We start from the raw sequence: 25,231 nt of genomic DNA on the forward strand, positions 1-25,231 counted from the left end.
ATAAATAGGTTCATTGTTGTACAGGATGGTGAAGTATATAAGGTAATAATTTTGTAGGAATTTAACAGTCTTATCATCTCGTCACCAAGATTGATTATTTCTTAATTGTAGTTTCATTTACAATATACGGTTTGGGGTAGATAACGTACCTTATCTATCCCAAACAGGGTATAATGAAAAAAGTACTCAGTAGACGGTCTTGAATTTATTGATTGATAAAATGACAAAAATCAAAAGTTTGGGGGTAGATAAGGTTTTTCATCCTCTGGATGTGCATTTTGATACCAACTCCCTGTCAGCCTGGTTGTCATTTTATTACCAGGTTCATGTCAAAGGCTCGCCCGAAAAAACGGAGCAAGCCAAACAAAACGATTTAAATAAATTCCTAAATTTCTTTCAAATGGAAGTAGGGCATGACCAGGTAGATAATTGGACACCGGCGGTCAGCAAACAATTTCAACGTTCTTTAAGTAGTACCATTTCTGAAAAAACTGGAAAACCCTACAAAGCCACTTCAATTAACCGAACGATGGCAACTGTTCGTCATGCCGGTCGATGGCTTCATCATCAGAGGCCATTAATTGCAGGTGATCCTTTATCAGGGGTTAAAGATTTACAAACCGATATGCCAGAGTGGAATGGGTTGACTTCCAAACAGCTCATGCGCTTAAAAGCCGCCTGTGAGCAACGAGCCAAAATATGTACCCGAAAAAATCAGGACGCATTGCTGGAAACGGCGGTTTTTTATGTGCTGCTGGGAACAGGCTTGCGGGAATCTGAGCTGGTATCATTGAACGTATGCCAATATCATTCAAAGGGTCTTCATTCTGTAGTCCGGCATAAAAGCAAACGGGTTAGTACCAAAATTCCTTTGCCAGGTGAAGCCAGAGAGTATTTGGACAACTATTTAAAAAGTCGGAATTTGGAACCAGATCAGCCGTTGTTTATCAATAGGGTGGGGAATCGTATCAATACGCGTAACATCTATCGAATCTGTCAGCGGGTATTAAAGCAAGTCTTGGCTCTTTTGCCAGAGCATGAACGATTTGAGTTTACTCCGCATAAACTGCGACATACTTTTCTCAAGAAGGTAACGGACAAGCATGGGGTACATTTCGCGCAGGAACTCAGTGGGAATGTTTCAATAAAAGAAATTTTTCGTTATGCAAAGCCTAGCCAGGATGAAATGCAACAAACTATAGAAGAATTATTTTGATAAACGACCACCGAATAAATAGAACCCGTAAAATGTTCGATAATAAATCATGAGCATGGTTAGCTTGCGAACTAATGTTTAGAGGAACCTGATAAATGAATAACTGTAATGATCCTAAAACCCGCTTTGATAAGGCATGGAAAAAAGGGGTTGCGAAGGTTGGTGTGGAATTTTTTAACCTGAAGGCTTCGTCTTTTGAAGCAGCCGAGAAAAGGTGGCAATTAGAACCCAATTATCAATTTATTAAAGAGGCCATCGGCGGATATAGCCAGGGTAAGCAAGCATTATTAGCTCTGATGTATTCTTTTTTTGATCCTGAATGCGGCCAAGAACTGCTTAATAAGGTTGGATTACCAAACTATGTGGATGCCAGATCACATTTGGATCTGGCCTCTATTGAAATTATTTCTGAACTTTGGCTGAACCACTATGGTTGGTAACGCATAGACCATTTGGATCATCATGGATCTGAATTGAGAAAAGCCGTTTTCAGGCTGAAATCAGTAATTCACTCAATGCAGTTTTCTGCTACCACAGAATTGCAAATATATCATCTTGTGATATAATTAAGAAATGAAAGCAATTGATCAATCATTGGAAAACTTATTAGACCTTAATGGGGAGAGAATTGTAATTGATGAGTCTCTCGGATTATGGGTTAAGTTTGAAGTTATTAAAACATCTAATCGACATCAAGGCATTAAATACTCGTTGACATTACATGATAAATCAAAAAAAAGAATCATGGGTTTTGATAATAGCCATGAAATAGAGTATGGCGCAAAGAGGGGAGTTCGTCCTGAAAGAACATTTGACCATTGGCACTATGATGAGAATGATAAAGGAAGACCCTATCATTATATAAATCCCGGACAATTGTTGGAAGATTTTTGGAAAGAGGTTGACAAGCGCGTTGAAGCGCTTAAGGAGAGTAAATAATGAATAAGGCAAAAATAGGCATTATGTCCCTTGAGCAGTATAAGCAACGCACAATTGCTATTGCAAAGGGACTATATAAACCTAAAAAAGATGAACCAAAAATTTGGTTTACATCTATGAAATCGTTGGCAAATGTACTATCTGAAGAGAATCAGCATTTGCTAAAGTTAATTATTGAAAATGAACCAAAATCGGTTTCTGACTTAGAGGCATTAACTGGATATAAGCGGAAGGCTAATAATATTTTAAGAACCTTAAGAACCATGGAGCAATATGGTTTGGTTAAGCTGGAAGAGAGCCCAAATAGAGTTCGTAAAGGAAGGGCGCCTTTAATGCCTAAAGCATTGTACGATGAATTTGATGTCGAATTTTCGCTTCAACAGGTTTGCTAATCTGAAGTAGTTCAGGCTGCTCTGACGGTTTGTCGGTTTTGTCGAAATGCCTCTCAGTGCGGGTTGGGCTACTACACTTGAAGACACTAAGGCGAATATGAACAACCCAATATATTAAAAAATACTATAAAGTTCCTGCAAAAGTATGGCTGCGTGTTAGTAGAGAGGAGTTTTGTTAAGTTATTTAGATTTACTTGACCATTACATACACTGTTTTTTTTGTCTTGGTGTTTATAAAAAAATGGGTTAATATTGCACGAATGATCATAATTTAATCATTTTGTCTTTATTAAAAGGTCAAATGAATCTAAAAATTTATAGGGTAAACATAATGTTTGGAAGTATTAAGGTTTTTTTAAGGAATAAAATAATTAAAAGTCAAGAACAAGCACTAAAGCAATATATCCAATCTCTTCAGGGTTTAGATGAGGCCGAGTTGGCTCATTTAGTAGTAATGGCAACGATTATCAGAAATGTAAGTTTCCAAAATACTGGTATTGATTATTTGGATCCTATAAATGAATTAGAGAAAAACCCTTATGTAGTCCTTGAAATTGGCAATCAGATAAAGGAGTTTCAGAGGGGCAATAAATATGATCGTGCTGGTTACTTAACTGTTTGGTTGTACACTTTTAGGTCCATTTCGGAGCCGGAACTTAGAATTTATGGTAAGCAGCTTTGGAAAGAATTAAGTCGAGGTATAATGTTTATAATGGGCAACCTGGGAATGCTAGTGGCTTATTCTCAAGGATCCGATACAACAGGATATGACCAAATACCTTTAGGTCTTCAATCAAATCAGTGATACTAAATTAAAGAGCCTTAAATTAAATATTGACAAGTAAGACAACCTAGATAATTTGAATTAGTGTCATTGCCGAGGGAATCTGTCGGACTAATTACCAAGCGACTTTGTCGTTATAACATGTTTGTTGAAGGACATTCAATCCGGCAGATAATTGTGCTTGTCCTAGATGTGGGTTTATTAATGAAATTGATGATCACTTCTTCACTTTAGTGGTTCTACTGTTATTTCAAATAAGGGTAGTTGACTTCAATCGAATTGGAGGATTCTATCTGTCTCACTATTATTTGCGATGACCTGGTTGATACTACTTTAAGTATTTTAATATTATCTCTCGCATCTACTGTAATAGCTCCGACATTAGGTTGCTCAGACTGAATCCCAATATTGATTGTACATTTCTGATAGCCACCACAAGCTGATAGTACGAGATTATTACCAATTTTTGCCATTTTTCTTGAAGTTAACGTAAGATTAATTTTTCCGTTAATAGTGATCAATAAATCGCTGTTTATTTGATTATTAATACCGATAAAGGGTTCTTTCTCCGAAGTCCTCTGTATTTTTATCGAGTTAAAGGGTAAATTTTGAGTGATGGCAGCTATGGGGGTTTCTGGATAAATAATTTGTTTAATACGCATAGCATTATCTATATCTACTATCACACTACCGATAACTCCGTCAGATGGTGTAGAAAAATCAAGTTTACACAAATTTCCTGCATAACAGTTAGAAACGATATCCTCATATCTAACTGTATAATATCCCCGGTCACCTTTATCAAAATAAATTGGAATGCTTGAATCATTAACAGAAATGCGCATTGAAAAATCAAAATTGTTAAAAATTGCCAAAGAATCAGCTTCTTTCATTGGACAATCTTCAGGATATTCTGAGAAACAACGTGCACGTTCAGAATTAATACCCCATTTAGTTAAATTAGCCTTATATGCTTCAAAATTTGGCTCAGGAATCGCAATAATACCTAGAGGCTCTCTATAATTCTCATTCATATATTGGCAGACTATCATATTGTTTTGCGTTGCCTCAGAAACATCAATAAATGAAGCATGATATGGTGCATCGACAAGATAAAACTTATATTCTCCAACAAAAATCCTGTTAGGTTGACTTGTATACGTTATATGATCCCATAAAGAAGAATTTTTCGAGTTATGTGAGCAGGAGGATAAATCATCGTTTTTCAAGCATATTATTTTGGATGGGCAATAAATTTTTTTTATATTATCTGTAGTTTCAGAATAAACGCACTGAATAAAGCAAACAAAAAGTGTTATTATACGCATGAACTTAAATATCAAATGACGCTTTTTGAATTGAGGTTTAAAGGCTTCTAGCATGAAAAACTTACTCACTATGCCAAGATTCATAATATAGGTATGCCTTTATAAGGCAAGGTCTTTAGTGTACATCATTGGTCAAAAATATTCCATGAAATAGACTATTGGATATTCTGTATTTAAAAGTAACTATCAAACGATTCTGATTCCTAATTCGCTTTTGCCAAGTTTCTGTAATTTAACTGATTTATTGATTGTGGATGCGAACTTATCGCCTTTGCATAGAAAAATTGTCATCGCGCTATCGATGGGTAGTTAACGCCCAAACGGTTATCTCGTATCCATGGCGAAGTACTGCTCTTACCTGAAAACCTTTCCTTTCCTCCCATCGCTATTACCGACAGTCAGGGGTTGGTGATTTGGGTTGTTGTAACGCATGTGATTCACCAGGCAATCTAAGTGGTTACAGTAGCGAACATAACCAGAAAGAACCCATGATGGGAAGAGAAATGCTCTCTCCCAATTAAAAATTTTGCTATAAAGGAGTTGCCCTGCAATTTAGGTAACCTTTTCTAAACGGAGATTAAATGAAAAACGGAGTCTTATTTTATGTTGAGCATTATTGCAGGTTCATCGGCTCCCAAATTGATTATTCGTTCAGTGGCTCTTTATATCACATTGATAGAGAGGAATTTGGGCCCTATAAAACAATGGGGAATAAACAAAATTTGATTTACAACACAATTAATGACCTGGCAGCTGAGCATGACCACTACGCTTACATTCGTTTAATGCTTCAATATCGCATTGGCGACTGTGGGGATCAATCCGCCTATTTATCGGACCTGCTATCCAATACCACTTACTTATCTAAACGCTATAGAGTGTTCTATGCAGCCTATGAAAGCGAACGGGTCAATCACGGCTTTGTACTCATGGTTCCACGTTCTAATCAATCACTTCAAAGCGATCCGTTTCAAAACAAGACTGGCCCAATGATTGTCGATGCTGAATTATTTTTAGATAATGAAGCCATTATTGTTGCTGATCCCTGGCAGAATAAAATTTTTCCCAATGGGATAAACCAATCGAATAATCCTTTTAACTTTACATCTGACATTAGTCTTTCAACGCAACAATGGGTTTTGCAGGAGTTTAAAGTCTCTAACCGTTTTCGGCACCTTCAATTGCATTGCCTTGACTCTCTGATAGAAGGTTTTGACTGTCTTGATAGAACAGTGAGGCTAGAAATTAGAGATACTGTCAATTATCAAAAGGTCTTAATCGATTCAGCAGCACGACCCGATCAAATTGAATTGACAAGAATATTGCTATGTAATATTCCATTTATACCCCTCTCCACAACTCCCGACGATGTGTTAAAGCAAGCAAAATCCACCGCGATACTGGCTGATAATTGCACCGGACTGGAGCTGATAAACGCCTTCATCGCTCAAAAAGAATTGGAAAAAACAAGCAAACACAATAAAGCGCGAATGGGATTCTTTGATGAAGCCATTGTGGATGAAAATCTGCTCTGTAGCAACACGTCAGGCGAAACGATATCGCTAATAAAAAATTGAGATAAAGGGGGATATCAATTGAATTAACAACGAATAGCATTTTCTCTTTCGTCAGTCTTAACGCCAATCCCGACTACACGGGGCAGTTATTCTTTAGGCGGGCAGGATAGTAATACCAGGAGCCGATAAAGAAATCGTTTTGTATGGGAAGAATGTAAAGTTTTCGGCAGGCGTAACGGCCCGTAAGGTGATTTTTCCTAAAGCGGGCGTTAAGCCATCCGCCTCCGGCCTTGGCTTTTGCAATCTCCTCTTGAACGACTAAAACGCCCAAATCATCTTTATACAACCATTGATTAGTTCCTATCATTTCGGGATGAATAGGGGAGGCGAGCACTGTACCATCCAGTTCAATGGCAAAAATCTGACTTGAATTTTTTTGAAACGCATTCAACGCCGCCTTTTTCCCCTTTGTCTCGATTAATATCCTGGCTTTTGTCACACGGTTGATGACCTTTTTCTCTTCAATGGTTAAAGATTCCATCGCGAACGCATTCATAGCTGGGAGAGTCGCGAGTAAGAAATAAAAAGTATAAGGCCACTTGCTAAAACTCATTCGATTGCTCGCTCATTAGAATGCGGTTTGTTAACACCACCGGATAAGGTTGTAAGCCAGTTCCACCGCCCGGCCAGTGGTTGGAGTCACTGGAGACCATTGACCAATAGTCTACGCTATCCGACCGGGTCTTGGACATGGAAACTAGTTCCTTACTTTCTTTAGACTCTACCATTCCAGGAATCACCAAACCGTTTGCTTAAATGGGTCTGGTGCTCAACATCCGTTTTCTTCGTTATAGCCAGGCGCATATACTCAAGTCTTCCCACGCAAAACTGAACGCGATTTAAACTTAAAGCCCCGTCGGTGAATTGTTCGATTGCAGGGACTAATTCGTCTATATAAAGCACATTGGGAGGTTTGGCGCTTTTAAATACGGCTTTCCCGCTAAAAACGACGATATTATGGACATGATGAGGCTCTATAAAATCAAGCGCTTTCTGGATAGCCTTAACGTGTTTATAATTCTGACGGAGGGGATTTTGAAATCTGAATTTATCGTAATAAAGGGAGTGAGACCAGCTTCTGGCGTTTTCGTTCGCGAATATCCACCCCTTGTAATGCTTGGTTTCTACAACGAAAATACCTTTTGGGGTGATTAGAATATGATCGATTTGAGTGGTGGAACCATCCTCCAAGCGTAGGGTAATATTAGACAGAACATGAGCCTCCTTGTGTTGACAATACTGTGTTAGCCTGTGCCTGACTCGGGCCTCACCACAATTTTCAGCGTTGCGTTTACGATTTCGTCCAGCAGCATAACCCACTACCAGACCTATAAAAAATACTGACAAGAAAATAAAAATATCCACATCAACCACACATCCTACCTCCAATAAGCCCATTATTTTAACAGTGCCCTCTGGCTTCTCCAAAGAGTTGTTAAAAACAGTGATTGCATTGGGTAAGAACCAATTCAAATTGAATAGATTAGCCCTACCGTTATTTCCGGGATTTAAGTCAATTAGCAGGACACATCAAGAAGTCGATTAGCCCTTGGGGGGGTTTACAAAGTTATTTTCAAAGTGTGACAAATTGTCACGGTTTAATTTAATCAAAATCAGACAAAGTCTTACCATTTATTTAAATTTGGTAAGGTTATGTCTGATTTTGAGATGGAAGTTAAATTGTAAATATAGTTATACGTATACTCGCTCGTTCTAGAGCGTCTATTTTGCAATGAAAGATGAATTTATTCCTAAATTTTATTTCTTTTAATTTAATTAAGATATTGATTTATATGAGTTAAATTTAATTTTATTCGTGATTTTATTCTTGATTTATCCCGCATTTTCCAGACACATGACTTAATGAAGCCAGTATTTTCTATAATCCCTTTATCTTTTATCCTATATGAAGATAATTTTTAACTGGTTACATTTTGTAACCGATTCAAATAACTGCACTAAATCTAACTTTAGTCTTTTCAATCAAAAGGGAGGTGGCAATTTGCTCCCATCCGTGAATAGACTATTTTAGTCGGTTACAAAATGTAGCCGACTGGTTCTAGCAAACAATTTATGCGCAGAGGTTTAATCGAAGTGGCTTGGGTTTTTTACCTTTGGCATTTACAAAAGCTAGAGTTTGAATAGAAATTCTTTTGTTCAGCTTGGGCCTTGGTCTGTGTCTGTTCGATAATATAAATTCGTAACACTTGTTCAGTATTTTCATTCATGTTAGTTATCTCATCCCCGCATTTTTCCCATTTACTGACAGCGGTGTGCGATTCATGAACCACTGTTCTGCCAAATTCTCGAAGGGTCATGGAAAAATAAGAGCGAATGAATTTAACTTGATTGCCAGTTAATCTCTCTTCTTGAATGGCCAATTTTTTAATAATTTCATTGGCAATGTATTGGACATCAATTTTTGGAAGCCATTCATCATTGAACCGAACCATTTCACTGTGTATGAAAAGTTATTAGTATGTTTTATTTTGAACTATTTCCAAAATGGAAACAGTTGCTCATTTTTCAGTTATTTCCATTTTGGAAACATCTGCTCAGGATGTTATAAGCAATATTTGCCATCCCTTTTTCTAACTACCTTATTAAAATGGAGGTGGCAATATACCTCTACCCTTAATCTAACATTGATCATAACTGCTAAATTCAGTTGGTGACAAAATGTCACCAACTGAATAAATATTTAATGTTGGGATTCATTTATTAAATCTAATCCTTTTGTAGTTAAGCGATATTTTTGCAATCGGCTGTTGGGTATGTCTGGAATAGTCATTTCTATCATCCCAAGTGTTATAAGTTGTTTAATTTGCTTATTTAGTTCACCAGAAACGGTTTCATGACCTAAGGCACGAGCAATTTGTAATTTGCCATTTTCTTCATTTTGTAATATCAAAATGACTCTAGCCGCAAGTTTTGACTCTAGCCGTGACTCTAGCCGTGACTCTAGCCGTGACTCTAATTGTTCATCCCTTTTATCGAAAATAGTGTCAATTGGTATAGCTTGTGCAAGGTATATTATAAAGCGTATTCGCATCCCAATTTCTATAATTTCGGGTTCTTGTAATTTTTTTTCTATAGCTTCGGAGTAGATACGACTTACGCCACTTCCCCATTGTTCAATTAAATTAAGTTCACGAAAAACTCTGGCAATGACATGATTTCTAATTTTTGATATACCCTGTCGCATATCTTCAATTGTTAGTCCTGGCAAAAGAATTCCAGGATTTTCTATTTCTATACGGTCGTCAAAAAAGGAAATTCGAATTGGCGCACCACGTTGAGAGTAGTCAGTATGAACAAGTGCATTGATAACAGCTTCGCGCAACATAAGAAGAGGGATACTCCAAATATCTTTTCTTTGTACTGCTGAAAAATCAGCGCCACGTAAAGCGTGCTTTTTCAAAAACATCATGATGCTCTCAACTGCATTGGGAAGATAGTCATAGATATCAACATGATCGAAAATACGGGATTTGTCTTTACCAATGAAACGTCCACATTGTACCCAGGCATCAGGAAAATATGTATTGCGTTCTTTTCCAAATAACAATATCGCGCCTTTTGTTGGAACTAATTTTCCTTGATGAGAAGTGATGAGCTTTAAAGTCAGGAGGTTTTTTTCATTCAGCGATTTAATATCTGAAAATAGTTCTTGAGCTTTCGTTATATCAACATCATCGACAGAAAGCTCGGGCATGGGCATTTCATCAAAATTTACTCCTTCTGAGCGACGGTGTAATTCTGTGATAAGCTCTTGATCTGCTTGACGATTTGTGGAACCTAGTCGGACATAAATACCTTGTGTTGATCCCTCTGAATTGATCCAATGAGGTCCTGTATTGCTGACAAATACTTCAATTACCAGCAGTGTTTTATTATTTAGTGTTACCAATTCAATACTAGGTATAAGGCGTGGTGAGATAGAATCAGCAATCAGATTACATAGACGTTCCTCTTCGTCTAATGGATGCTCAACACCTGTTATTTGTCTATCATCATTGACTCCAATAATCAGGTGACCGCCAGCTGTATTTGCAAAAGCAACGATAGATTTAAGTAGTGATTTTGGTGATGATAAATCTCTTTTAAACTCGAGTGTTTTTCCTTCTTGTTGTGTAATTAGATTTTTTATCATAAATTTTTATCCAATCGTAATTTCTGCTTTGTTTAATGCATCTTTGCAATATACAGCTAATTTGGGGGAGTCTGATTCTATAAGTTGCTTAATACGTTCTTCCCACCGAATAAGGGCTTCCTTTCTTTGAGGCAGCATTTCATTCTTATTATAAGTAGCCATGATCTTCGGCATCTTATGCCCTAAACATTTCTCAATCACCACGGGATCAATATGCAAAGCCTCACCAAGCTGGGTTGCGAAGGTTCGTCTTAAGTCGTGCGCTGTCCAATGCGGAATGCCGACTCGTGATTGTATTCTGATTACGGCTCTTGGCATAGCTCGGTTGGATAAAATACTTTGATCGTCTGCGCCTGTAATGACGTATTCTGAATTGCTGTGGGCTTTGAGTTCTCTCAATACCTTTTTAGTCATTTCTGTGAGGTGGATTCTCATGACTATGTTGGTTTTGGTATTTTCGGCAGGGATAGTCCATAAAGAGTTTTCAAAGTCGAATTCAGACCATTTGGCTACTCGGATTTCTCCTGTTCTAACACCTGTTAACAGGATGATTTTTAGGGCTGCTCTGATCTGGAAGGAGGTTCCTTGTTCTTCGCTGTCGAGGAATTGCCATAAGGTTTTTACTTCTTCGAGGGTTAAATAACGTTCTCTTGGCTTTTCTATACCGCCTATGTCTCTGGCTCGTATAGTCATTGCTGGGTTTAGTAGCATTTCGCCTCGGCTTACAGCATAGTTGAAGGCTTGCTTTAGTGTGCTTGTAAACCTCCCCTTATTAGGTATTGACCCCTCCGCAAACAATTACCAGAATGGATTGGGCTTTGTGAAGAACAGGATGATCATTATAAATCAGGGATAATGAGGCGCCGCTGGATAACTCCACCAGGATCCGTTGTTCATGGGCAAAACTGAAACAGGCTTGTTCGGCTTCTTCATCACTGACAACGACGTTTTCTATTTTATGAATTTTGGTCCAATCCATTAGTTTTTGAGCCACCCGTTTTGCGCCTAGACTGGTTGCCTTGCTGGTGATGGTGTCTAAAGTGACTAATTTATTGGCCTTTACCGATTGGAAAAACGCATCAGCCCCTTTGGTTTCAACAGCAATTAAAGGCACTTTTTCCCATTTATGCTGGTGCATTCCTTCCAAAACCCCACAGGCAAGACCGCCTCCACCCACAGAGAGGACTACCGCGTCAGGAATAGAAAGCCCTTGTTGAATAGCCTCGGTAATCATAGACGCATGCCCTTTCCATAAAGTCGGATGATCAAAAGGCGGGATATAAGCGGCTTGATGTTGTCTGGCAAAATTTAATGCGGCTTGATGTGCTTCATCCCATACTTTTCCCGCTACAATGACTTTTGCACCATAGGATTTAATCGCCTTAATATAAATGGGATTGCTGGTTTCAGGAATAAACACAGTGGCAGGAACATTCAATTTCATTGCGCAATACGCTACCGCAATCCCGGCGTTGCCTCCTGACGAAGCAACGAACGTTTTTGCACCTCGCTGAAGCTCTTCCTGGCATAATGCGCCTATTCCCCGCAGTTTGAAAGAGCCTGGAGGGTGCAGGCATTCCAGTTTAAAGTAAACCTGTTTATTGAATTTATTTTTTAAATATTGAGACTCGATAAGCGGTGTTTGCGTATGAAGATACTGCATGGACTATCCTTATTAATTAAGCTTGAACGCAGAACCTAAATTCATTTTTAAGGCATTTTGATATACGACCTCTGCCACCGCCAAATCCTGAATCGCCAGACCGACTGATTTAAAGACAGTAAGTTTTTCCTGAGCCAGAGGCGCTTTTTCCATTAACCAGGATCCAAACTCAACAATGGATTCTCTTTTAATTTGTTGCCGCTCTACCGCATTAATTATTTCACCAGCCTCTTTCATTGCAGCGTCTATCTGATCCACTACTAGCACTGCATTCTGGAGCACATCCCCGCTGATTTCCTGCATGGAAGGATGATGTGAGCCAATGGCGTTAATGTGTGCATGAGGTTTAAGATCCCTAAAATGCACTAAAGCTTCTGTACTTGCTGTTGCAGTGCAAATGATATCTGCGTTTTTCAAGGCGAAAGATAACTGCTCACAAGCCTGAATATTGTAGAAAGCGCCCATTTCTCTGGCAAACTTTTCTGCACTTTCCAAATGCCGTGACCACACAAATACCTGTTCAATCTGGCGCACGGCAGCCACTGCTTCAAGCTGTGTCATTGCCTGCACTCCTGCTCCCAGAATGCAGACTGTCGAAGGTAAATCACGGGAAAAATATTTGCTTGCCAGACCTGAAACAGCACCAGTACGAAGCGCTGTTAAATAAGCCGCGTCCATGAGCACGAGCGGCTCACCGGTGCTTGCATCGATTAGCAGAATCGTTCCATTAATCGATGGTTTATTGTGTTGACTATTGTCAGGAAAGACAGAAACTACTTTTAATCCCAGAATCTTCTCATCAGATAAATAAGCAGGCATGGTTAGTGTTAATCCGTTATGGCCTACAGGAATAGCCGTTCGTAAAGGCAAGGCCGCTTTTTGTTGGGCTAATTGAATAAATGCCCTTTCCATAGCATCGATAGCCTCTGGCATGCTGATGCATTGTTTCACTTCGGATAGGGATAATAACTTAAGCGCCATGAGCAGCCTCCTGAAAATCGATTTGTTTAGTCATTGGGAATCTTGGTTTTAAAGAAACTGGATTAATATTACATAGTTTGGTAATATATAGCAAGCTATACAAATAGAGAAAAAAATGTATCCCTCAACCTTAATCAAAAAAGCAAGCCGCTTATTAATTAAAAGGGCCAATGAATTATTGAAGCCATACGGTCTTACTGACGCTTATACCTATTTTCTGATGGCTCTTTACCAGCAAGATGGCTTGACTCAATCGGAAATGCATAAGCAAATAGGTATTGAGCAACCCACGGCAGTCAGAACGCTGGATCGTATGGAGCGTGACGGCTTAATAATACGAACTCGAAGTGCCAGAGACAGACGAGCAATTGAAATCAGATTGACCGAAAAGGGGCGAAATTGTCAAAGCATTATCGAACAATGTGCCTGTGAACTGAATCAGTTTGTTTTAAGCGGCTTTAAAGAAGAGGAAAAAGATCAAATTAAATCCCTTTTAGAACGATTAAATAATAATTTTCAAATTAGATTGTGTTTATAATTCAGAATAACTGAAAAGCGTTTGGCAGGATAAAAACATGAATAGTAAACATCAGTCATTAACGCAATTTATTTTTAATATTGTAAAGCCCTATAAAGCCTATCTCATTATTATTGCGTTTACAGCGCTTTTCTGGGCATTCACTAATACTCTCCAGCCTTATGTTCTTAAGCTCATTATCGACAAAATAGCGGGGTTTGAAGGCGACAGGGTTTCTGCTTTTATTGCAATTCAGCCTTATATTTTTCTATACATCGGACTATGGATAATTTTATGTCTGGATATGCGGCTATTGGATTGGGCAAAGCTCAGATTATTTCCCAGCTTAAGACAGGATGCGATGTTAAAGATGTTTGCCTATTTAAATCAGCACTCTCATCATTACTTTCAAAACAATTTTGCAGGAAGTCTGATTAATAAAATTGTCGACATGCAGGGCGGGATTGTAGATATTTTCAATATCATCGACGATATTTATGCGCAGGTGTTGGGCTTAACTATTGCAATCGTTGCCTTATTATTAATTCATCCTGTTTTTGCCTTTATTTTAGTCGCCTGGGTCGCCGTATTTCTTACTATCAGTTTTTTATTTTTAAAGCCCGTTCAACACCTTTCCCATCTGTTTGCTGAAGCACGAAGCTCTCTGGTAGGCAAGATGGTTGATAGCATCAGCAATATCGTCAATATCCGCTTATTTGCCAAACACCGCTACGAGAACAGTTATGTCGGCGACTCAATTGCCTATACAGTACAGCAGGACAGGAACATGCTAGGCAAAATTATCCATATGCGTATATGGTGGGATGTGAGTATTATAGCTCTGCTAGGCATTAATCTTTGGATGCTTGGAAGAATGTACAGTCAGAACCTGGTTACGGTGGGCGATTTTAGTTTTATTATTACTCTTTCAATCGGCATCCTTTGGAACCTGTGGTTTATTGCCAGTCAGTTCGTTTCATTTTCTGAGCAGGTCGGAAAATGCCGGCAAGCGCTTTCCATTATTAATGCGGCTCACGACATTGTTGATAAGCCGGATGCCAAGCCCTTAGTAGTCACCCGAGGAGAAATTCAGTTTAAAGACGTCAGCTTTCACTATGGTGATGGTGCGAAATTATTTCAAAATAAGAATGTAGTTATTCATGCGGGTGAAAAAGTAGGGCTTGTCGGTTTTTCAGGCAGCGGCAAAAGTACCTTCGTCAATCTCATTTTAAGACTATTTGAAGTGGAGTCTGGCTCAATAACCATTGACCATCAAAATATTAATGATGTGATGCAGGAATCCTTGCGCGAAAACATTGCTTTAATTCCCCAGGATATTTCCTTATTTCATCGTACATTAATGGAGAATATTCGCTATAGTTGCGCCAATGCGAGTGATGAAGAGGTTATTGAAGCCTCTAAAAAAGCCCATTGCCATGAGTTTATCAGTCAACTGAACGAGGGGTATCAATCCATGGTGGGGGAGCGAGGGATAAAATTATCCGGTGGCCAGCGTCAGCGAATTGCTATTGCAAGAGCAATATTAAAAAAAGCCCCTATCCTCATTTTGGATGAAGCCACTTCAGCACTGGATTCGGTAACTGAGAAATACATTCAGGAAGCTTTACATAATTTAATGCATGAAAAGACTACAATCGTCATTGCCCATCGCCTGTCCACACTTTCAGAAATGGACAGGATCCTGGTATTTGATAACGGGCACATAATTGAAGATGGAACCCATGAGGAACTACTCGCGCTCCAGGGACATTATGCCAGGATGTGGCATATGCAGGCGGGTGGGTTTCTTCCCGAATATTTAGAAGATATGGATACGAGGCAGGAAATCTGATTATTCAGATTGCATATCCAGCCAACTGTTACAGCAGCGACTCACAGTTGATTTGATAGTTTCTATAATACTTCGGCTCACCGGATTTTTATGTTTCTCCGGACGATAGATCAAGCAGATTTCATCTTTGAATACAGGCGCATCCGTTAATTTTCTTAGATGAGGATATTGTGAAGCAAGTCTTGCTGGCAAAAGCCCATAACCAAGACCCAGAGAGGTGAGTTTGGCGACTACTTCAAGGTTCGCTGAATTAAGTGTTCCTTCAAAACAATCACTTTTGCCAATTTTTTTCAGGATGTATTGAGACTGTGCAAGATTCTGATCATAAATGAGTTTATTGGCGGCATTCTCTGCAAAAAAGATAGTAACTTCATCATTGCATAAATGGTTTATTACCAGATCAGGATGTTTTATAGGATTGACGACCACTCCTAAATCAGCTTCCCAGCTAATCACCTTCTCGGTCATCTCTCTCGACAGGCCATGAATAAAATTAAAATTAAGCTTTGGAAATTCGGTCTGAATTGCGGGCATAAAAAAACCGATGGTATAAAGCGCGACAGAAGGGTGCATGGCAATAGTATAGTGTCCCTGAATAAGGCCAGATTCAGATTTAGCCAGGTTTTGCGCCTGCTCCCACTCATAGAGAAGACGGCGCGAACGTAATACGAATTCCTCGCCCAGTTTGGTGAGCTGAATGCCATTTTTAAGGCGAATAATTAACTCTCCACCCAGTTCATTTTCCAGGCGCTTAATTGCATAACTTAATGCCGGTTGAGATATGCCAATGATTTCCGATGCTCTGGTAATGTTGAGTGTTTCACACACCGTTATGAAATACTTGATATCATCCATACCTAATGACATAAGAAATCCTTATCACAAGCATATTAAATAGTTATTTTATTTATTCTTTGAAAGCCTGTATTTTTTAACTCAGGAGAAAAAAATGAAAAATACAGCAATGCTTCCCATATTAACTCATAAACCTGCCATTAGAAATTTTGCGTCCAGCCATTCGGCAGCGAAAGAAACCGCGATAAAGATTCTGACAGAGCTCATGGCGTTTCGGCGTGTATCTAAATCAGGTCAATCATGCAGGGGCGTGGGCTGTTCGTGCTGTGTTTCAATCCATTTACCTAAAATTCTGTCTGCCGTTAAACGAAACGAGCCCGTATTTTTTGTATTACCGGCTTTTCCTGGAAAATCACCCAATCTCGAAAAAGTATTAAGCCCTCTGCCAGATCATGCGGAACGGCTTTCCCTGGCTTTTCTGGGGACTCTTTGTCAGCAAGTAAAAAAATATTATTTTCCGGGCATTCGCATTCTGCTCTGTTCTGATGGAAGAGTATTCAGTGATGTGGTGGGCATGAAAGAAACGCATGTTAGCGCTTACCAGCATGAACTGGATAAGTTAATAGCTGATATGTCGCTTTGCGATCTGTCAACGTTTAATCTCGACCATTGTTATGAGTCGCTGAGTTTTCAGGAAATGCGTGATCGATTAATGAGTCGTTATGGAAATTCCCTGAGCAATATAAAACAAAAAATACGCAATGGCTCAAAGCCATTCGCCGACGCCGATGACCAGGAGGCTAACCGAATGTATTGCGGCATTACTCGTTTTTTATTTGAAGACTCTCTCTATACTGGGCAAATGAAAAGCCGCTCGGCAATACAAAAAGCAGCACGCGATAAAGCTTACGAGGTTATCAGAAGAAGCAATGCCTGGAGTGAGTTGATTGCAGAGCGTTTTCCAGAGGCAATAAGGCTATCAATCCATCCGCAAGTCTGCGGTTCAAAAAAACTGGGGATCCGTTTAATTGCAAACGAACGCTGGATGACTCCCTGGCATGGTGTAGCGGTTGGAACCGGCAAGGGATATATTCTGCTTAAGCGCTCGCAAGCCGAAGGTTTGGGGGCCACATTAATTCATTCCGATGATGGACGTCCAAGCCATTATCTACTGAACGAGAGTACGGAGATAATCCATGAATTTTAAGATCACCAGGCTTAAGCCTTTTGGACTTTGTCTCACACCAGATTACCCAAATACCAGCGTAAACGATCTCGACATTGGGGAGCTGCGTCAATTGTGCGGCGAGGAGCAGCTGGTTTTGTTAAGAGGCTTTGATACGTTTAAGAGTTCAGCAGACTTTTCAGCCTATTGTGAAAGCTGGGGGGAAATCAGCGTCTGGCCTTTTGGAAAAGTGCTCGAATTAATCGAGCAGGAGAAGCCTGAAGATCATATATTTGATCACAGTTATGTGCCTCTGCACTGGGATGGAATGTATCGACCGCAAGTGCCCGAGTTTCAAATTTTTCATTGCGTTAAAGCGCCTCTGGCTGGCCAGGGAGGCCGAACCACTTTTTCAAACACCGTGTTAGCTTTAAAAAACGCATCAACTGAGTGCAGAAATTTATGGAATAAAGTGACAGGAGTTTATGAAAGAACAATGGAGTTTTATAACAGTAAAACCGTATCTCCGATTATCAATAAACATCCTTATAAGGATTATTCTGTTATTCGCTACAACGAGCCATGCTCAGAAGACCAAGGGCGCTTTGTGAACCCTCCTGATCTTGATTTTATCGGGCTTGATTCTGAAGAGTCAGAGCTATTTCATCGCAGCTTAAAAGCCGCCCTGTATGCGCCGGATACTTTTTATGCCCATGATTGGCAGAGCAATGATATAGTGATTGCCGATAACTTTTCACTTTTACACGGGCGCGAGGGATTTGTTTCCAGATCGCCAAGGCATTTGCAGCGGGTACATGTTCTAAGTGATCCGCCTTTTGATAATCCTCATTTGGAATCCCATCAATGAGTAAAACCGCCACGGATGTTTTAATTGTGGGGGCAGGTCCTGTAGGGCTGATGTGCGCCTATCTGGGCCAGATTTCCGGTCTTAAAACGATAATTGCGGATATGTCCAGTGGCCCTCTGGATCGCGGCCGGGCGGACGCGCTCAATGCACGCAGCCTTCAGCTCCTTGAAGTGGCGGGTTTATTCAAGGAATTGTATCCGCTTGGAAAAACCTGCAATACCAGTTCAGTCTGGGCGAATGGCGAATTCATTTCTCGCCAGTCCTCATGGTGGGAGTCTCTGGAGGGCTGCTTTCATAAACATTTTCTGATGCTTGGACAGTCGTATCTGGAAAATCTTTTAGATCATAAATTAAAAGCCTTAGGCGCTCCGGTTAAACGAAACTTGGCAATTGAGCATATTGAACTCAATAATGATGCCTGTCTGACTACACTCTCAAATGGTGAACAGGTCCATTCACGTTATGTAATCGGTGCCGATGGTTCGCGCTCCTTTGTCCGTAATCATTTTGACATAGCCTTTGATATTATTCGTCCGCAACTGATCTGGGCGGTAATCGATGGGATTATTGAAACCGACTTCCCCAAAGTTCCGGAGATTATTGTATTCCAGGCAGAAACTTCCGATGTCGCCTGGATCCCCAGGGAAGAACCTGTCGACCGATTTTACGTCAGAATGGACTCCAAAGAGTTTTGTGTTGAGGATGCAATCGACAAAATTAGTCGGGCCATTAAACCTCATAGCCTGAAGTTTAAAGAAATTGTCTGGTTCTCGCAATTTTCAGTTAAAGAATCGGTTGCCGAAAAATTCTTTGTACAGCAGCGTATTTTTCTTGCGGGCGATTCATGCCATATCCATTCGGTGAATGGCGGGCAAGGTCTTAACACTGGTCTTGGGGATGCCTTCAATCTGATGTGGAAACTGAATAGGGTAATCAAGGGAAGCGCACCTGCCAGCCTATTGCAAACCTATGAGGAAGAGCGCAAACCCGTGGCGCACTCAGTGATTGAAACCTCCGCCGAGCTGGTCCGTTCTACCAAATATTCGAAAGAGGGGAGCCACGCTCAGGATTACGTAAAAATAATAGAAAAGCGGGCTGGGAACATAACCGGCATGGGAATTCGTTATGGCGAATCTGAGCTGTGTGGTACCCGTCTTTTTGATTTCGAGGTCTTTAAGCGAGAAACCAGAACTAGAATCTATTCGCTTCTGGATTATCGAAAATTCACCCTGCTTGTTTTTGGTAATCAGGTCATCAGCCCGGATTTACAGGAAGAGGTTAATTGCATTCAGATTTATTCAACTAATCAAGATGACGGCTATTGGACAAGCAGTTCCCCTTACAATAATCAGGTCATCCTGGTAAGACCCGATGCATATATCGAATCCTCTGTCACTGTTTGCCTCTAAACGGGTTTAAGCTAAACTCCTGAAAGGCTGAATAGAAGGTACGAACAATGTCTATCGATAAAATTGTGTGTGTGGGAAAGAATTATCTCGAGCATGCTCTGGAGCTTGGCGATGCAGTACCGGAGAAGCCGGTGTTATTTTTGAAGCCTGCCAGCGTGCTTAGGCAGCTCAATGATTGGGATAAGGAAGCTGATTTGTATTTTCCCGAGGATTCAGCGGTTCAGCCTGAATGTGAAATTGCCTTGCGCATTGCCCGTGATGGGTATCAGATGAGTGTTGAAGAGGCTTCAAATGCGATTTCAGATGTGACGCTTGGGCTGGATATGACCTTAAGAGCACGTCAGAGCCTACTCAAAAAACAGGGACATCCCTGGACTACTGCCAAAGTGTTTAAAGATGCGGCAGTTCTTGGCCCGTGGATTCCCCGTCACCAATTCCCGGATTATCTGGAGGCGGAATTTCAACTGCTTATCGACGGAGTTGTCAGACAATCGGCCAGAGGAATCCAAATGATGATGAAACCTGCCGATGTAGTCGCTTACATCAGTCAATTTTTCCCGCTCAAAGCGGGAGACGTAATTTATACCGGCACGCCTGCCGGGGTTACTTCAATATCAGCCGGATGCGAGGCGGAATTACGCTGGCTCGATCATCATTATCGGGTAAGATGGAAAAAAACCTGATGGCTCATGAGAGTAATTCTTTCAGGCGATTATAGTCTACCCCGGGAAGAAAAATATCCTTCACCGGGGCCGCGTTTTTATTTATCGCGTATTGAAGTGGATCAATACCGGCTTCGATAAGAATGCTCTCATCAATACAGTAATTACCAGTGAATGTTCCCGCAGGTTTCAAGGACATCAGATAAGCTGCTTCGGCGTATATTTCCGGATAATTACTCCCCTCGACCACTTGATTAGCGAAGTTATCAAGCAAGGTTTTGGTGGCCACAGGACGCTCCTGCCATAAGGAGTTGACCGCAATACCTAATGGTTTGAATTCTTCAGCCATTCCCATTGTGGTAAAGCTCATCCCGTATTTGGAAATTGAAAATAATAAATGATGCTGGCAAGCCAGTTTGGCGGAATCCATGTGGAATGGCGGGGAAATATTAATAATATGCGGGTTTGCCGAATGCTTTAAATGGACTGCAGAGGCTTTGGAGAAGAAAAACGTCGCAAATACGTTTTTCATCACATCGTTAAACATCCCTGCTGTTGAGTTTGCGACAGTTTTAAAATTGAACACACTAAAATTATTAATAAGCACATCGATTGTTTTAAAGCGGGTAATAATGTGCTCTACTGCCTCATTAATCTGTGCCTCATCGTCAAAATCAATACTGAGCAACTCAGAGGGGCTATCCAGTTCAACAGGTGTTTGCTCAGGAGAATCCACTTTTTCAGCAATCATGGCAATCCTGGCTCCCCTGGCTGCAAATAAGCGGGAAAGCGCTAGCCCGCCGCCGCGGTTACCCGCAGTAATTACCACGGTTCTATTGTCTGACATAAGAGTAACCTGTTTTTATGATGAGGATGCTATTCAATAGCAAGTGGACCGGCATGTAAATACCCTTTAAATAATAAGGAAAAGATTATTTTCAGAGACAGTCCGAATATAAAAAAACTATCGGAAAATTCTAGAAATTCTCTATACTTAGCAGATATACCTCTAAAACTGTTCTGGAGAAAAGAATGAGTAAGAAACTGTTGTTCGGAATACTTCTGGCAACAACCCCCCTGCTGACAGGATGCTGGACGGTTCAATCAGGCCAGAAATCGGGCATTATTGTCAAGGTGGCGAAAGAAGGCCGTTATTGGGGAACCTGGGAGGGTGAACTGATTCGCGGAGGGCTGGACAACGCCAGTGGTGCGACAGGCAGAGAGTTTCACTTCACTTTGGGGCAATTCAAATCTGATCTGGTTAATCAGGCCATTTCCGCTATGGAGAATAATCGGCATGTCGTATTGAAATATCACTGTGATCAATTTGTACTCCCCTGGAGCGGTGAAACCAAGTGTTTTGTCGATAATATTAAGATACTTGAAACGGTTAAAACGCCAGTGAAAGCCCAATAGGCGACCATGCCTTCCGTAGAGACGATCATTGCCACGGCGATCATGAAGAAATGCCATCTGCTTTTTTCCTATGATGGGCATGCTCGCCGGGTTGAACCCCATCATTACGGGATTTTAAATGGCAGCAGGCAACTGCATGCCTATCAGGTAAGTAATGGCAGTAAATCAGGGCATTTGCCGGAATGGCGAAATTTTAAATTGGCCCTGATGAAGGACATAAGAATTGATAGGGATAGTCTTTTTGAAGAGCGTGAAAGTTATAATCCAGTAAATGCCAAATACAGTAAAATTATAAAATCGATTTGTTAATCGCTATAATTAAATTAAGCCGATGTTCCTGATGCCTGAATATGAAAACAAGAATGGGTATTATCTGCCTGCTTTTGCTGGGGCTCTTGCAAATTGCTGCTGTGAATCAGAATAATTCAGTCCTGGGTCCTTTACCCCAGCAACAAGATGGGGCGGTGCTGGCTAACTTGCTGGTGATCAATGAAAATCAGTCGGCGCTGGCACGCTATGTTTATAAAAGATCACACAATGCTGTTATACAGCAATTTGCCTTAAAACTTGATCAGCAAGCCCGGCATCATTTAAAGGAAATCTATCATTTAAGCAAAACGACAGGCATTTCAACTATTGATGCAGCCACGGCATTGAAATTACGCGGTGTAAAAAATCAGGAGTTGAAAGAACTTTCCGAAGCGGAAAACAGCCAATTGGATAACTTATATATCGAATTTGAGATTCGTAATTCCAGCAAGGCCTTAACGCTTTTTGAGCAGGATTTTAAACCGATTGCAACTCATCCCGCCATCAAAAATTATCTTGAATCTTCCAAGCAGGATTTTGTCGAAAATTTAAAGCAGGCGCAATTAATTCAAAAGGCGCTAGGTGCGCATTAGACAATCAATTTCGCTGTGGAATATTAAGATCCCCAATTTCTGTTTCACTGGTGGTGTCGGTTTGATTCTGGGAGATAAATTTATCTCTGAAACTGCTAAGGTTTTTTTCAACTGCTGTTGCAAAAATACTGTCTGAACGTTTGGAATAAAATGGCCGGATAATCCATTGGTCAATCCATCGCAGAAAGATATTCTGCTTAACTGAAGACAACTTTTCTAGCTCCTGATCACTTAACTGTGTGGAGACCTGATTGGGAATTGTGGCGACAATCTGATTGGTTTCCTTAACATATTGTAATAATTCCGTTTTGGTGTTTTCCAATGTCTCTTGTGACAAATTAGTAGTTGATTGCTGAATTCTTTCATTGAGATCTTTCAGTTTATTTTGAAAGGGAGCAAAAACCTGTTGACCAATATTTCGTAATAAGTTGATTCTAGGATCTGCCGGATCTTTTTGACTAATGCGTTGCTCCTCTTTTGTCAGTTTGTAAAGAATCTCTTCTACCTGTTGAGTGAGTAGCAGATTTTTGTTTAACTGAACTTTCAATTGTGCGCTCAAGATATCCACTGTGTTATTAATAGCTGCCTCCGTTTGCAATTTCTGTAATTGCTGCTCCTGCTCGGCTTTCTCAGCGGCGGCAACTTCCTCAAGGGCTTTTTGTTCACGCTGCTTAATGATACGTTCATGATCGGCGGCTTGCCCGGCCAGCACGAGTACGCTGTCCAACACAGGTCTGTTCTCATTCAGCTGCATTAAGGCTTGAGAATAATTGGTCTGCTCATTCGCTCCCTCGGCAAATGCCGTTGATAACTTTGTATAGGCAATCAGATAATCATGCAGCTGTTTTTCTAGATAATGTAATAGCTCTGTTTCATTTCCTTTATTAATAAGGCTCTTCAAATCGTCATTGGCAGTTTTGAATGAAGGCAGGTTATTCAGGAAACTGCGGTTTGCTATCAGAAGTGAAATGATAGTGGCCGGCTCATAGTTTTTGCCATTGAATTGGAATGAATTAGGTCCGATATTTAAATCAGGGCAATTGCTGTTAAATTTTTGTTTTGCTGCTGCAGTTTCCGAGTTAATTTGATTAATGAATTTTTCTACTTTAAATTCCGGATCTTCCCAACGAAAGAGGCTTAGCAGGTTATGCATCGTATTGCCAAAGCTATCCGCCGGCAGAGTCCTGACATCGCTGTTTAATAGCAGATTAAAACTGCGGAATAAATTTTTACGCTCTTGGGTGATCCCTAGCTGAACAAGAAGAGCCTGCTTCCTGGAGGCTAAAACCAACTGCTCCTGAAGGGGCTGCAGTCGTTGTTTCTCAGCTTCCAATGTTTGACTGAGGTTGTTTAATAGTTCGTCGAGACGCTGGTTTTGCTCCTTCAGAGCCTTAAGACGCGTGTCGCGCTGTTCAAGTAAAACAGGCGCCAGTTCGCTTCGATTGTCCCATTGCAGTTCAGCCTTGCCAAGAGGAGCAAGAGTGGCTGTTTTTTCATTTTCTTCCAAAGCACTTCGTATCTGATGCTCCAGTTCCTTAAATTGTGGAAGTGAAATCTGGTTGAGCTGGATAGCAGCCAGGGTTTGCCTTAATCGATTTATTTTTTCAGGAATTTGCTGTTGCTTATCATTAATTTCGGCATCTTTTTTATTGATCTCAAGTTCATCAGCCATTAATTTAACGCCCTGACGAATTTCAAAATGCTTAAGCTGCAGCTGCCACTTGAGATTGAACAGCTTGATCAGATTATTCTGAGGGTTTTCTGCAGTGGGCATTGCGTCGCGGGTACGTAAAAACTCCTGCATTAATTTTTCTATCTCAGCCGCCCAGGAGTCGATTTTGCGAGCATTCTGATTGGCAGGACCAGTTTGCGGCGCGGTAAGGTTACTGCGCTGATTATTCAGTTCCGCTTTGGCATTCGCATACAACTCACTGGCTGCAGTAATTATCGATGTCAGAGGAGTCTTTTCCAGAGACTGTAAATGGGTAAAGGATGGCTGAACGTTCTCTAAGGTTTTTTGTAATTGATTAATTTGCTCTGGAAGTATCAGGATTGAGAGTTGCGTTCGCTGTAGTGCGGTGGTGTGGTTTTTTTTAACAGAAACAATAACGGTTTGCAGAAATCTGATTTTTTCTGCGATATCGTTGATTGTATTCCTGGTTGATACCTTGAGAGCATCATCCGATATCTCCTGTAATTGCTGCTCCATACCGGATTTTTCATTCAGCAATTTTTTTTGCTCAGCTTCAATCAAGCGAATCAGACTTTCCTGATCTTCCGCGGTCAACTGATTGGACTCGATCCTTGCCATGCGTTGCTCAAACCTGGGTATTATCTCCAGAAATTTATCAAGCTCATTTAAGAGCTCGACTCCCTCCATAAGCTGAGGCGCGATTTCAAATTTTTTACTGCTGAATTGAGATAATTGTTCCACCAATGCTTGCTGGTGATCACTCAATTGGCGAAGTCTGGTTAACTCAGCCTCGGATAGCTGATCTGCTGGCGCAATAACGACCTCTCGCGGAGACTTTCCTTTAGGGGCTTTTTTTTGTGGCATAGTAAACAGCGGTTGGTTTGTGCTCTATAAGTATAATATATTATCATGTGATTAA

The 25,231-nt window shown here is 40.5% G+C and carries 26 protein-coding genes and 1 pseudogene; 15 read left to right on the forward strand and 12 right to left on the reverse strand.

What is annotated here, in order from left to right; genetic code table 11:
• Nucleotides 1–220 precede the first annotated feature (220 nt).
• The 5 genes from LXA66_RS10655 to LXA66_RS10675 all read left to right on the forward strand — a co-directional run bounded on the left by LXA66_RS10655 (nucleotide 221) and on the right by LXA66_RS10675 (nucleotide 3,352).
• Complete coding sequence (locus LXA66_RS10655) at nucleotides 221–1,216, forward strand: tyrosine-type recombinase/integrase (protein WP_233013167.1); 996 nt, start codon at nucleotides 221–223, stop codon at nucleotides 1,214–1,216.
• Nucleotides 1,217–1,311: 95 nt separating this feature from the next.
• A complete protein-coding gene (locus LXA66_RS10660) occupies nucleotides 1,312–1,656 on the forward strand; it encodes a hypothetical protein (RefSeq protein ID WP_112220641.1) in 345 nt (114 codons plus the stop codon).
• A gap of 133 nt (nucleotides 1,657–1,789) precedes the next feature.
• A complete protein-coding gene (locus tag LXA66_RS10665) occupies nucleotides 1,790–2,155 on the forward strand; it encodes a DUF6516 family protein (RefSeq protein ID WP_112220640.1) in 366 nt (121 codons plus the stop codon).
• Entirely contained in the window at nucleotides 2,155–2,547 is a 393-nt protein-coding gene (locus tag LXA66_RS10670) for a transcriptional regulator (RefSeq protein WP_112220639.1), read from the forward strand. The genes LXA66_RS10665 and LXA66_RS10670 overlap by 1 nt, the downstream gene beginning before the upstream one ends.
• 331 nt (nucleotides 2,548–2,878) lie before the next feature.
• Nucleotides 2,879–3,352 carry a hypothetical protein gene (locus tag LXA66_RS10675; RefSeq protein ID WP_112220638.1) on the forward strand — a complete coding sequence of 158 codons (474 nt, stop codon included), beginning with the start codon at nucleotides 2,879–2,881 and terminating at the stop codon, nucleotides 3,350–3,352.
• Between the two features lie 224 nt (nucleotides 3,353–3,576).
• Here LXA66_RS10675 and LXA66_RS10680 read toward each other — a convergent pair whose 3' ends face one another.
• A complete protein-coding gene (locus LXA66_RS10680) occupies nucleotides 3,577–4,713 on the reverse strand; it encodes a hypothetical protein (protein WP_146740078.1) in 1,137 nt (378 codons plus the stop codon).
• A gap of 527 nt (nucleotides 4,714–5,240) precedes the next feature.
• Here LXA66_RS10680 and LXA66_RS10685 point away from each other — a divergent pair.
• A complete protein-coding gene (locus LXA66_RS10685; RefSeq protein ID WP_233013168.1) occupies nucleotides 5,241–6,236 on the forward strand; it encodes a hypothetical protein in 996 nt (331 codons plus the stop codon).
• A 73-nt stretch (nucleotides 6,237–6,309) separates the two neighbouring features.
• On the opposite strand, the gene LXA66_RS10690 is transcribed toward LXA66_RS10685, so the two are convergent.
• The 8 genes and pseudogenes from LXA66_RS10690 to LXA66_RS10725 all read right to left on the reverse strand — a co-directional run bounded on the left by LXA66_RS10690 (nucleotide 6,310) and on the right by LXA66_RS10725 (nucleotide 13,033).
• Complete coding sequence (locus LXA66_RS10690; protein ID WP_233013169.1) at nucleotides 6,310–6,789, reverse strand: cache domain-containing protein; 480 nt, start codon at nucleotides 6,787–6,789, stop codon at nucleotides 6,310–6,312.
• Nucleotides 6,779–6,928 (reverse strand): hypothetical protein, encoded by a 150-nt coding sequence (locus LXA66_RS10695; RefSeq protein ID WP_233013170.1) that lies wholly within the window; start codon nucleotides 6,926–6,928, stop codon nucleotides 6,779–6,781. The genes LXA66_RS10690 and LXA66_RS10695 overlap by 11 nt, the downstream gene beginning before the upstream one ends.
• A 22-nt stretch (nucleotides 6,929–6,950) precedes the next feature.
• Nucleotides 6,951–7,634 (reverse strand): nuclease-related domain-containing protein, encoded by a 684-nt coding sequence (locus LXA66_RS10700; protein WP_233013171.1) that lies wholly within the window; start codon nucleotides 7,632–7,634, stop codon nucleotides 6,951–6,953.
• A 710-nt stretch (nucleotides 7,635–8,344) separates the two neighbouring features.
• Nucleotides 8,345–8,689, reverse strand: a complete 345-nt coding sequence (locus tag LXA66_RS10705; RefSeq protein WP_233013172.1) for a hypothetical protein — start codon at nucleotides 8,687–8,689, stop codon at nucleotides 8,345–8,347.
• Between the two features lie 248 nt (nucleotides 8,690–8,937).
• Nucleotides 8,938–10,389 carry a helix-turn-helix domain-containing protein gene (locus LXA66_RS10710; RefSeq protein WP_233013173.1) on the reverse strand — a complete coding sequence of 484 codons (1,452 nt, stop codon included), beginning with the start codon at nucleotides 10,387–10,389 and terminating at the stop codon, nucleotides 8,938–8,940.
• 6 nt (nucleotides 10,390–10,395) lie between these two features.
• Nucleotides 10,396–11,148, reverse strand: a pseudogene (locus LXA66_RS10715) (tyrosine-type recombinase/integrase); the annotation flags it as partial.
• Between the two features lie 13 nt (nucleotides 11,149–11,161).
• Nucleotides 11,162–12,052, reverse strand: coding sequence for a pyridoxal-phosphate dependent enzyme (locus LXA66_RS10720; RefSeq protein ID WP_233013174.1), 891 nt, complete (start codon nucleotides 12,050–12,052; stop codon nucleotides 11,162–11,164).
• 12 nt (nucleotides 12,053–12,064) lie between these two features.
• Nucleotides 12,065–13,033: an ornithine cyclodeaminase family protein gene (locus tag LXA66_RS10725; protein WP_233013175.1), complete on the reverse strand. Its 969-nt coding sequence runs from the start codon at nucleotides 13,031–13,033 to the stop codon at nucleotides 12,065–12,067.
• A gap of 115 nt (nucleotides 13,034–13,148) precedes the next feature.
• Between LXA66_RS10725 and LXA66_RS10730 the strand changes: the two genes are divergently transcribed.
• Nucleotides 13,149–13,571 carry a MarR family winged helix-turn-helix transcriptional regulator gene (locus tag LXA66_RS10730; RefSeq protein WP_233013176.1) on the forward strand — a complete coding sequence of 141 codons (423 nt, stop codon included), beginning with the start codon at nucleotides 13,149–13,151 and terminating at the stop codon, nucleotides 13,569–13,571.
• A 37-nt stretch (nucleotides 13,572–13,608) separates the two neighbouring features.
• A complete protein-coding gene (locus tag LXA66_RS10735) occupies nucleotides 13,609–15,402 on the forward strand; it encodes an ABC transporter ATP-binding protein (protein WP_233013177.1) in 1,794 nt (597 codons plus the stop codon).
• Here LXA66_RS10735 and LXA66_RS10740 read toward each other — a convergent pair whose 3' ends face one another.
• Nucleotides 15,403–16,269 (reverse strand): LysR family transcriptional regulator, encoded by an 867-nt coding sequence (locus LXA66_RS10740; RefSeq protein WP_233013178.1) that lies wholly within the window; start codon nucleotides 16,267–16,269, stop codon nucleotides 15,403–15,405. It lies immediately after the preceding gene.
• 82 nt (nucleotides 16,270–16,351) lie between these two features.
• Between LXA66_RS10740 and LXA66_RS10745 the strand changes: the two genes are divergently transcribed.
• From LXA66_RS10745 to LXA66_RS10760, 4 genes are read left to right on the forward strand one after another with little or no spacing between them, the layout of a single operon-like run.
• Nucleotides 16,352–17,404, forward strand: a complete 1,053-nt coding sequence (locus LXA66_RS10745; protein WP_233013179.1) for an L-tyrosine/L-tryptophan isonitrile synthase family protein — start codon at nucleotides 16,352–16,354, stop codon at nucleotides 17,402–17,404.
• Nucleotides 17,394–18,230, forward strand: coding sequence for a TauD/TfdA family dioxygenase (locus LXA66_RS10750; RefSeq protein ID WP_233013180.1), 837 nt, complete (start codon nucleotides 17,394–17,396; stop codon nucleotides 18,228–18,230). The genes LXA66_RS10745 and LXA66_RS10750 overlap by 11 nt, the downstream gene beginning before the upstream one ends.
• The gene (locus LXA66_RS10755; protein ID WP_233013181.1) at nucleotides 18,227–19,639 is read left to right on the forward strand and encodes an FAD-binding protein; all 1,413 of its coding nucleotides are present in this window, start codon (nucleotides 18,227–18,229) and stop codon (nucleotides 19,637–19,639) included. The genes LXA66_RS10750 and LXA66_RS10755 overlap by 4 nt, the downstream gene beginning before the upstream one ends.
• A 47-nt stretch (nucleotides 19,640–19,686) precedes the next feature.
• Nucleotides 19,687–20,322, forward strand: coding sequence for a fumarylacetoacetate hydrolase family protein (locus LXA66_RS10760; RefSeq protein WP_233013182.1), 636 nt, complete (start codon nucleotides 19,687–19,689; stop codon nucleotides 20,320–20,322).
• Nucleotides 20,323–20,326: 4 nt separating this feature from the next.
• Here the strand turns inward: LXA66_RS10760 and LXA66_RS10765 are convergent, their stop codons facing one another.
• A complete protein-coding gene (locus LXA66_RS10765) occupies nucleotides 20,327–21,148 on the reverse strand; it encodes an SDR family NAD(P)-dependent oxidoreductase (protein WP_233013183.1) in 822 nt (273 codons plus the stop codon).
• A 185-nt stretch (nucleotides 21,149–21,333) separates the two neighbouring features.
• On the opposite strand from LXA66_RS10765, the gene LXA66_RS10770 reads away from it, so the two are divergent.
• The 3 genes from LXA66_RS10770 to LXA66_RS10780 are packed head-to-tail and all read left to right on the forward strand — an operon-like array spanning nucleotide 21,334 to nucleotide 22,619.
• The gene (locus tag LXA66_RS10770; RefSeq protein ID WP_233013184.1) at nucleotides 21,334–21,717 is read left to right on the forward strand and encodes a hypothetical protein; all 384 of its coding nucleotides are present in this window, start codon (nucleotides 21,334–21,336) and stop codon (nucleotides 21,715–21,717) included.
• A 6-nt stretch (nucleotides 21,718–21,723) separates the two neighbouring features.
• Nucleotides 21,724–22,026 carry a WYL domain-containing protein gene (locus LXA66_RS10775; protein ID WP_233013185.1) on the forward strand — a complete coding sequence of 101 codons (303 nt, stop codon included), beginning with the start codon at nucleotides 21,724–21,726 and terminating at the stop codon, nucleotides 22,024–22,026.
• A gap of 41 nt (nucleotides 22,027–22,067) precedes the next feature.
• Nucleotides 22,068–22,619, forward strand: coding sequence for a DUF4142 domain-containing protein (locus tag LXA66_RS10780; RefSeq protein WP_233013186.1), 552 nt, complete (start codon nucleotides 22,068–22,070; stop codon nucleotides 22,617–22,619).
• A gap of 4 nt (nucleotides 22,620–22,623) precedes the next feature.
• On the opposite strand, the gene LXA66_RS10785 is transcribed toward LXA66_RS10780, so the two are convergent.
• A complete protein-coding gene (locus LXA66_RS10785; RefSeq protein WP_233013187.1) occupies nucleotides 22,624–25,176 on the reverse strand; it encodes a hypothetical protein in 2,553 nt (850 codons plus the stop codon).
• Between the last annotated feature and the right edge of the window lie 55 nt (nucleotides 25,177–25,231).

Source organism: Legionella sp. 16cNR16C, assembly GCF_021297775.1.
In the GTDB taxonomy this organism is placed as follows: domain Bacteria; phylum Pseudomonadota; class Gammaproteobacteria; order Legionellales; family Legionellaceae; genus Legionella_C; species Legionella_C quinlivanii_A.

Bases quoted from the DNA above. Each gene is read 5' to 3' on its own strand.
- LXA66_RS10655 (WP_233013167.1), top strand. From the start codon at position 221: ATGACAAAAATCAAAAGTTTGGGGGTAGATAAGGTTTTTCATCCTCTG.
- LXA66_RS10660 (WP_112220641.1), top strand. From the start codon at position 1,312: ATGAATAACTGTAATGATCCTAAAACCCGCTTTGATAAGGCATGGAAA.
- LXA66_RS10665 (WP_112220640.1), top strand. From the start codon at position 1,790: ATGAAAGCAATTGATCAATCATTGGAAAACTTATTAGACCTTAATGGG.
- LXA66_RS10670 (WP_112220639.1), top strand. From the start codon at position 2,155: ATGAATAAGGCAAAAATAGGCATTATGTCCCTTGAGCAGTATAAGCAA.
- LXA66_RS10675 (WP_112220638.1), top strand. From the start codon at position 2,879: ATGTTTGGAAGTATTAAGGTTTTTTTAAGGAATAAAATAATTAAAAGT.
- LXA66_RS10680 (WP_146740078.1), bottom strand. From the start codon at position 4,713: ATGCTAGAAGCCTTTAAACCTCAATTCAAAAAGCGTCATTTGATATTT.
- LXA66_RS10685 (WP_233013168.1), top strand. From the start codon at position 5,241: ATGAAAAACGGAGTCTTATTTTATGTTGAGCATTATTGCAGGTTCATC.
- LXA66_RS10690 (WP_233013169.1), bottom strand. From the start codon at position 6,789: ATGAGTTTTAGCAAGTGGCCTTATACTTTTTATTTCTTACTCGCGACT.
- LXA66_RS10695 (WP_233013170.1), bottom strand. From the start codon at position 6,928: ATGTCCAAGACCCGGTCGGATAGCGTAGACTATTGGTCAATGGTCTCC.
- LXA66_RS10700 (WP_233013171.1), bottom strand. From the start codon at position 7,634: ATGGGCTTATTGGAGGTAGGATGTGTGGTTGATGTGGATATTTTTATT.
- LXA66_RS10705 (WP_233013172.1), bottom strand. From the start codon at position 8,689: ATGGTTCGGTTCAATGATGAATGGCTTCCAAAAATTGATGTCCAATAC.
- LXA66_RS10710 (WP_233013173.1), bottom strand. From the start codon at position 10,389: ATGATAAAAAATCTAATTACACAACAAGAAGGAAAAACACTCGAGTTT.
- LXA66_RS10720 (WP_233013174.1), bottom strand. From the start codon at position 12,052: ATGCAGTATCTTCATACGCAAACACCGCTTATCGAGTCTCAATATTTA.
- LXA66_RS10725 (WP_233013175.1), bottom strand. From the start codon at position 13,033: ATGGCGCTTAAGTTATTATCCCTATCCGAAGTGAAACAATGCATCAGC.
- LXA66_RS10730 (WP_233013176.1), top strand. From the start codon at position 13,149: ATGTATCCCTCAACCTTAATCAAAAAAGCAAGCCGCTTATTAATTAAA.
- LXA66_RS10735 (WP_233013177.1), top strand. From the start codon at position 13,609: ATGAATAGTAAACATCAGTCATTAACGCAATTTATTTTTAATATTGTA.
- LXA66_RS10740 (WP_233013178.1), bottom strand. From the start codon at position 16,269: ATGTCATTAGGTATGGATGATATCAAGTATTTCATAACGGTGTGTGAA.
- LXA66_RS10745 (WP_233013179.1), top strand. From the start codon at position 16,352: ATGAAAAATACAGCAATGCTTCCCATATTAACTCATAAACCTGCCATT.
- LXA66_RS10750 (WP_233013180.1), top strand. From the start codon at position 17,394: ATGAATTTTAAGATCACCAGGCTTAAGCCTTTTGGACTTTGTCTCACA.
- LXA66_RS10755 (WP_233013181.1), top strand. From the start codon at position 18,227: ATGAGTAAAACCGCCACGGATGTTTTAATTGTGGGGGCAGGTCCTGTA.
- LXA66_RS10760 (WP_233013182.1), top strand. From the start codon at position 19,687: ATGTCTATCGATAAAATTGTGTGTGTGGGAAAGAATTATCTCGAGCAT.
- LXA66_RS10765 (WP_233013183.1), bottom strand. From the start codon at position 21,148: ATGTCAGACAATAGAACCGTGGTAATTACTGCGGGTAACCGCGGCGGC.
- LXA66_RS10770 (WP_233013184.1), top strand. From the start codon at position 21,334: ATGAGTAAGAAACTGTTGTTCGGAATACTTCTGGCAACAACCCCCCTG.
- LXA66_RS10775 (WP_233013185.1), top strand. From the start codon at position 21,724: ATGCCTTCCGTAGAGACGATCATTGCCACGGCGATCATGAAGAAATGC.
- LXA66_RS10780 (WP_233013186.1), top strand. From the start codon at position 22,068: ATGAAAACAAGAATGGGTATTATCTGCCTGCTTTTGCTGGGGCTCTTG.
- LXA66_RS10785 (WP_233013187.1), bottom strand. From the start codon at position 25,176: ATGCCACAAAAAAAAGCCCCTAAAGGAAAGTCTCCGCGAGAGGTCGTT.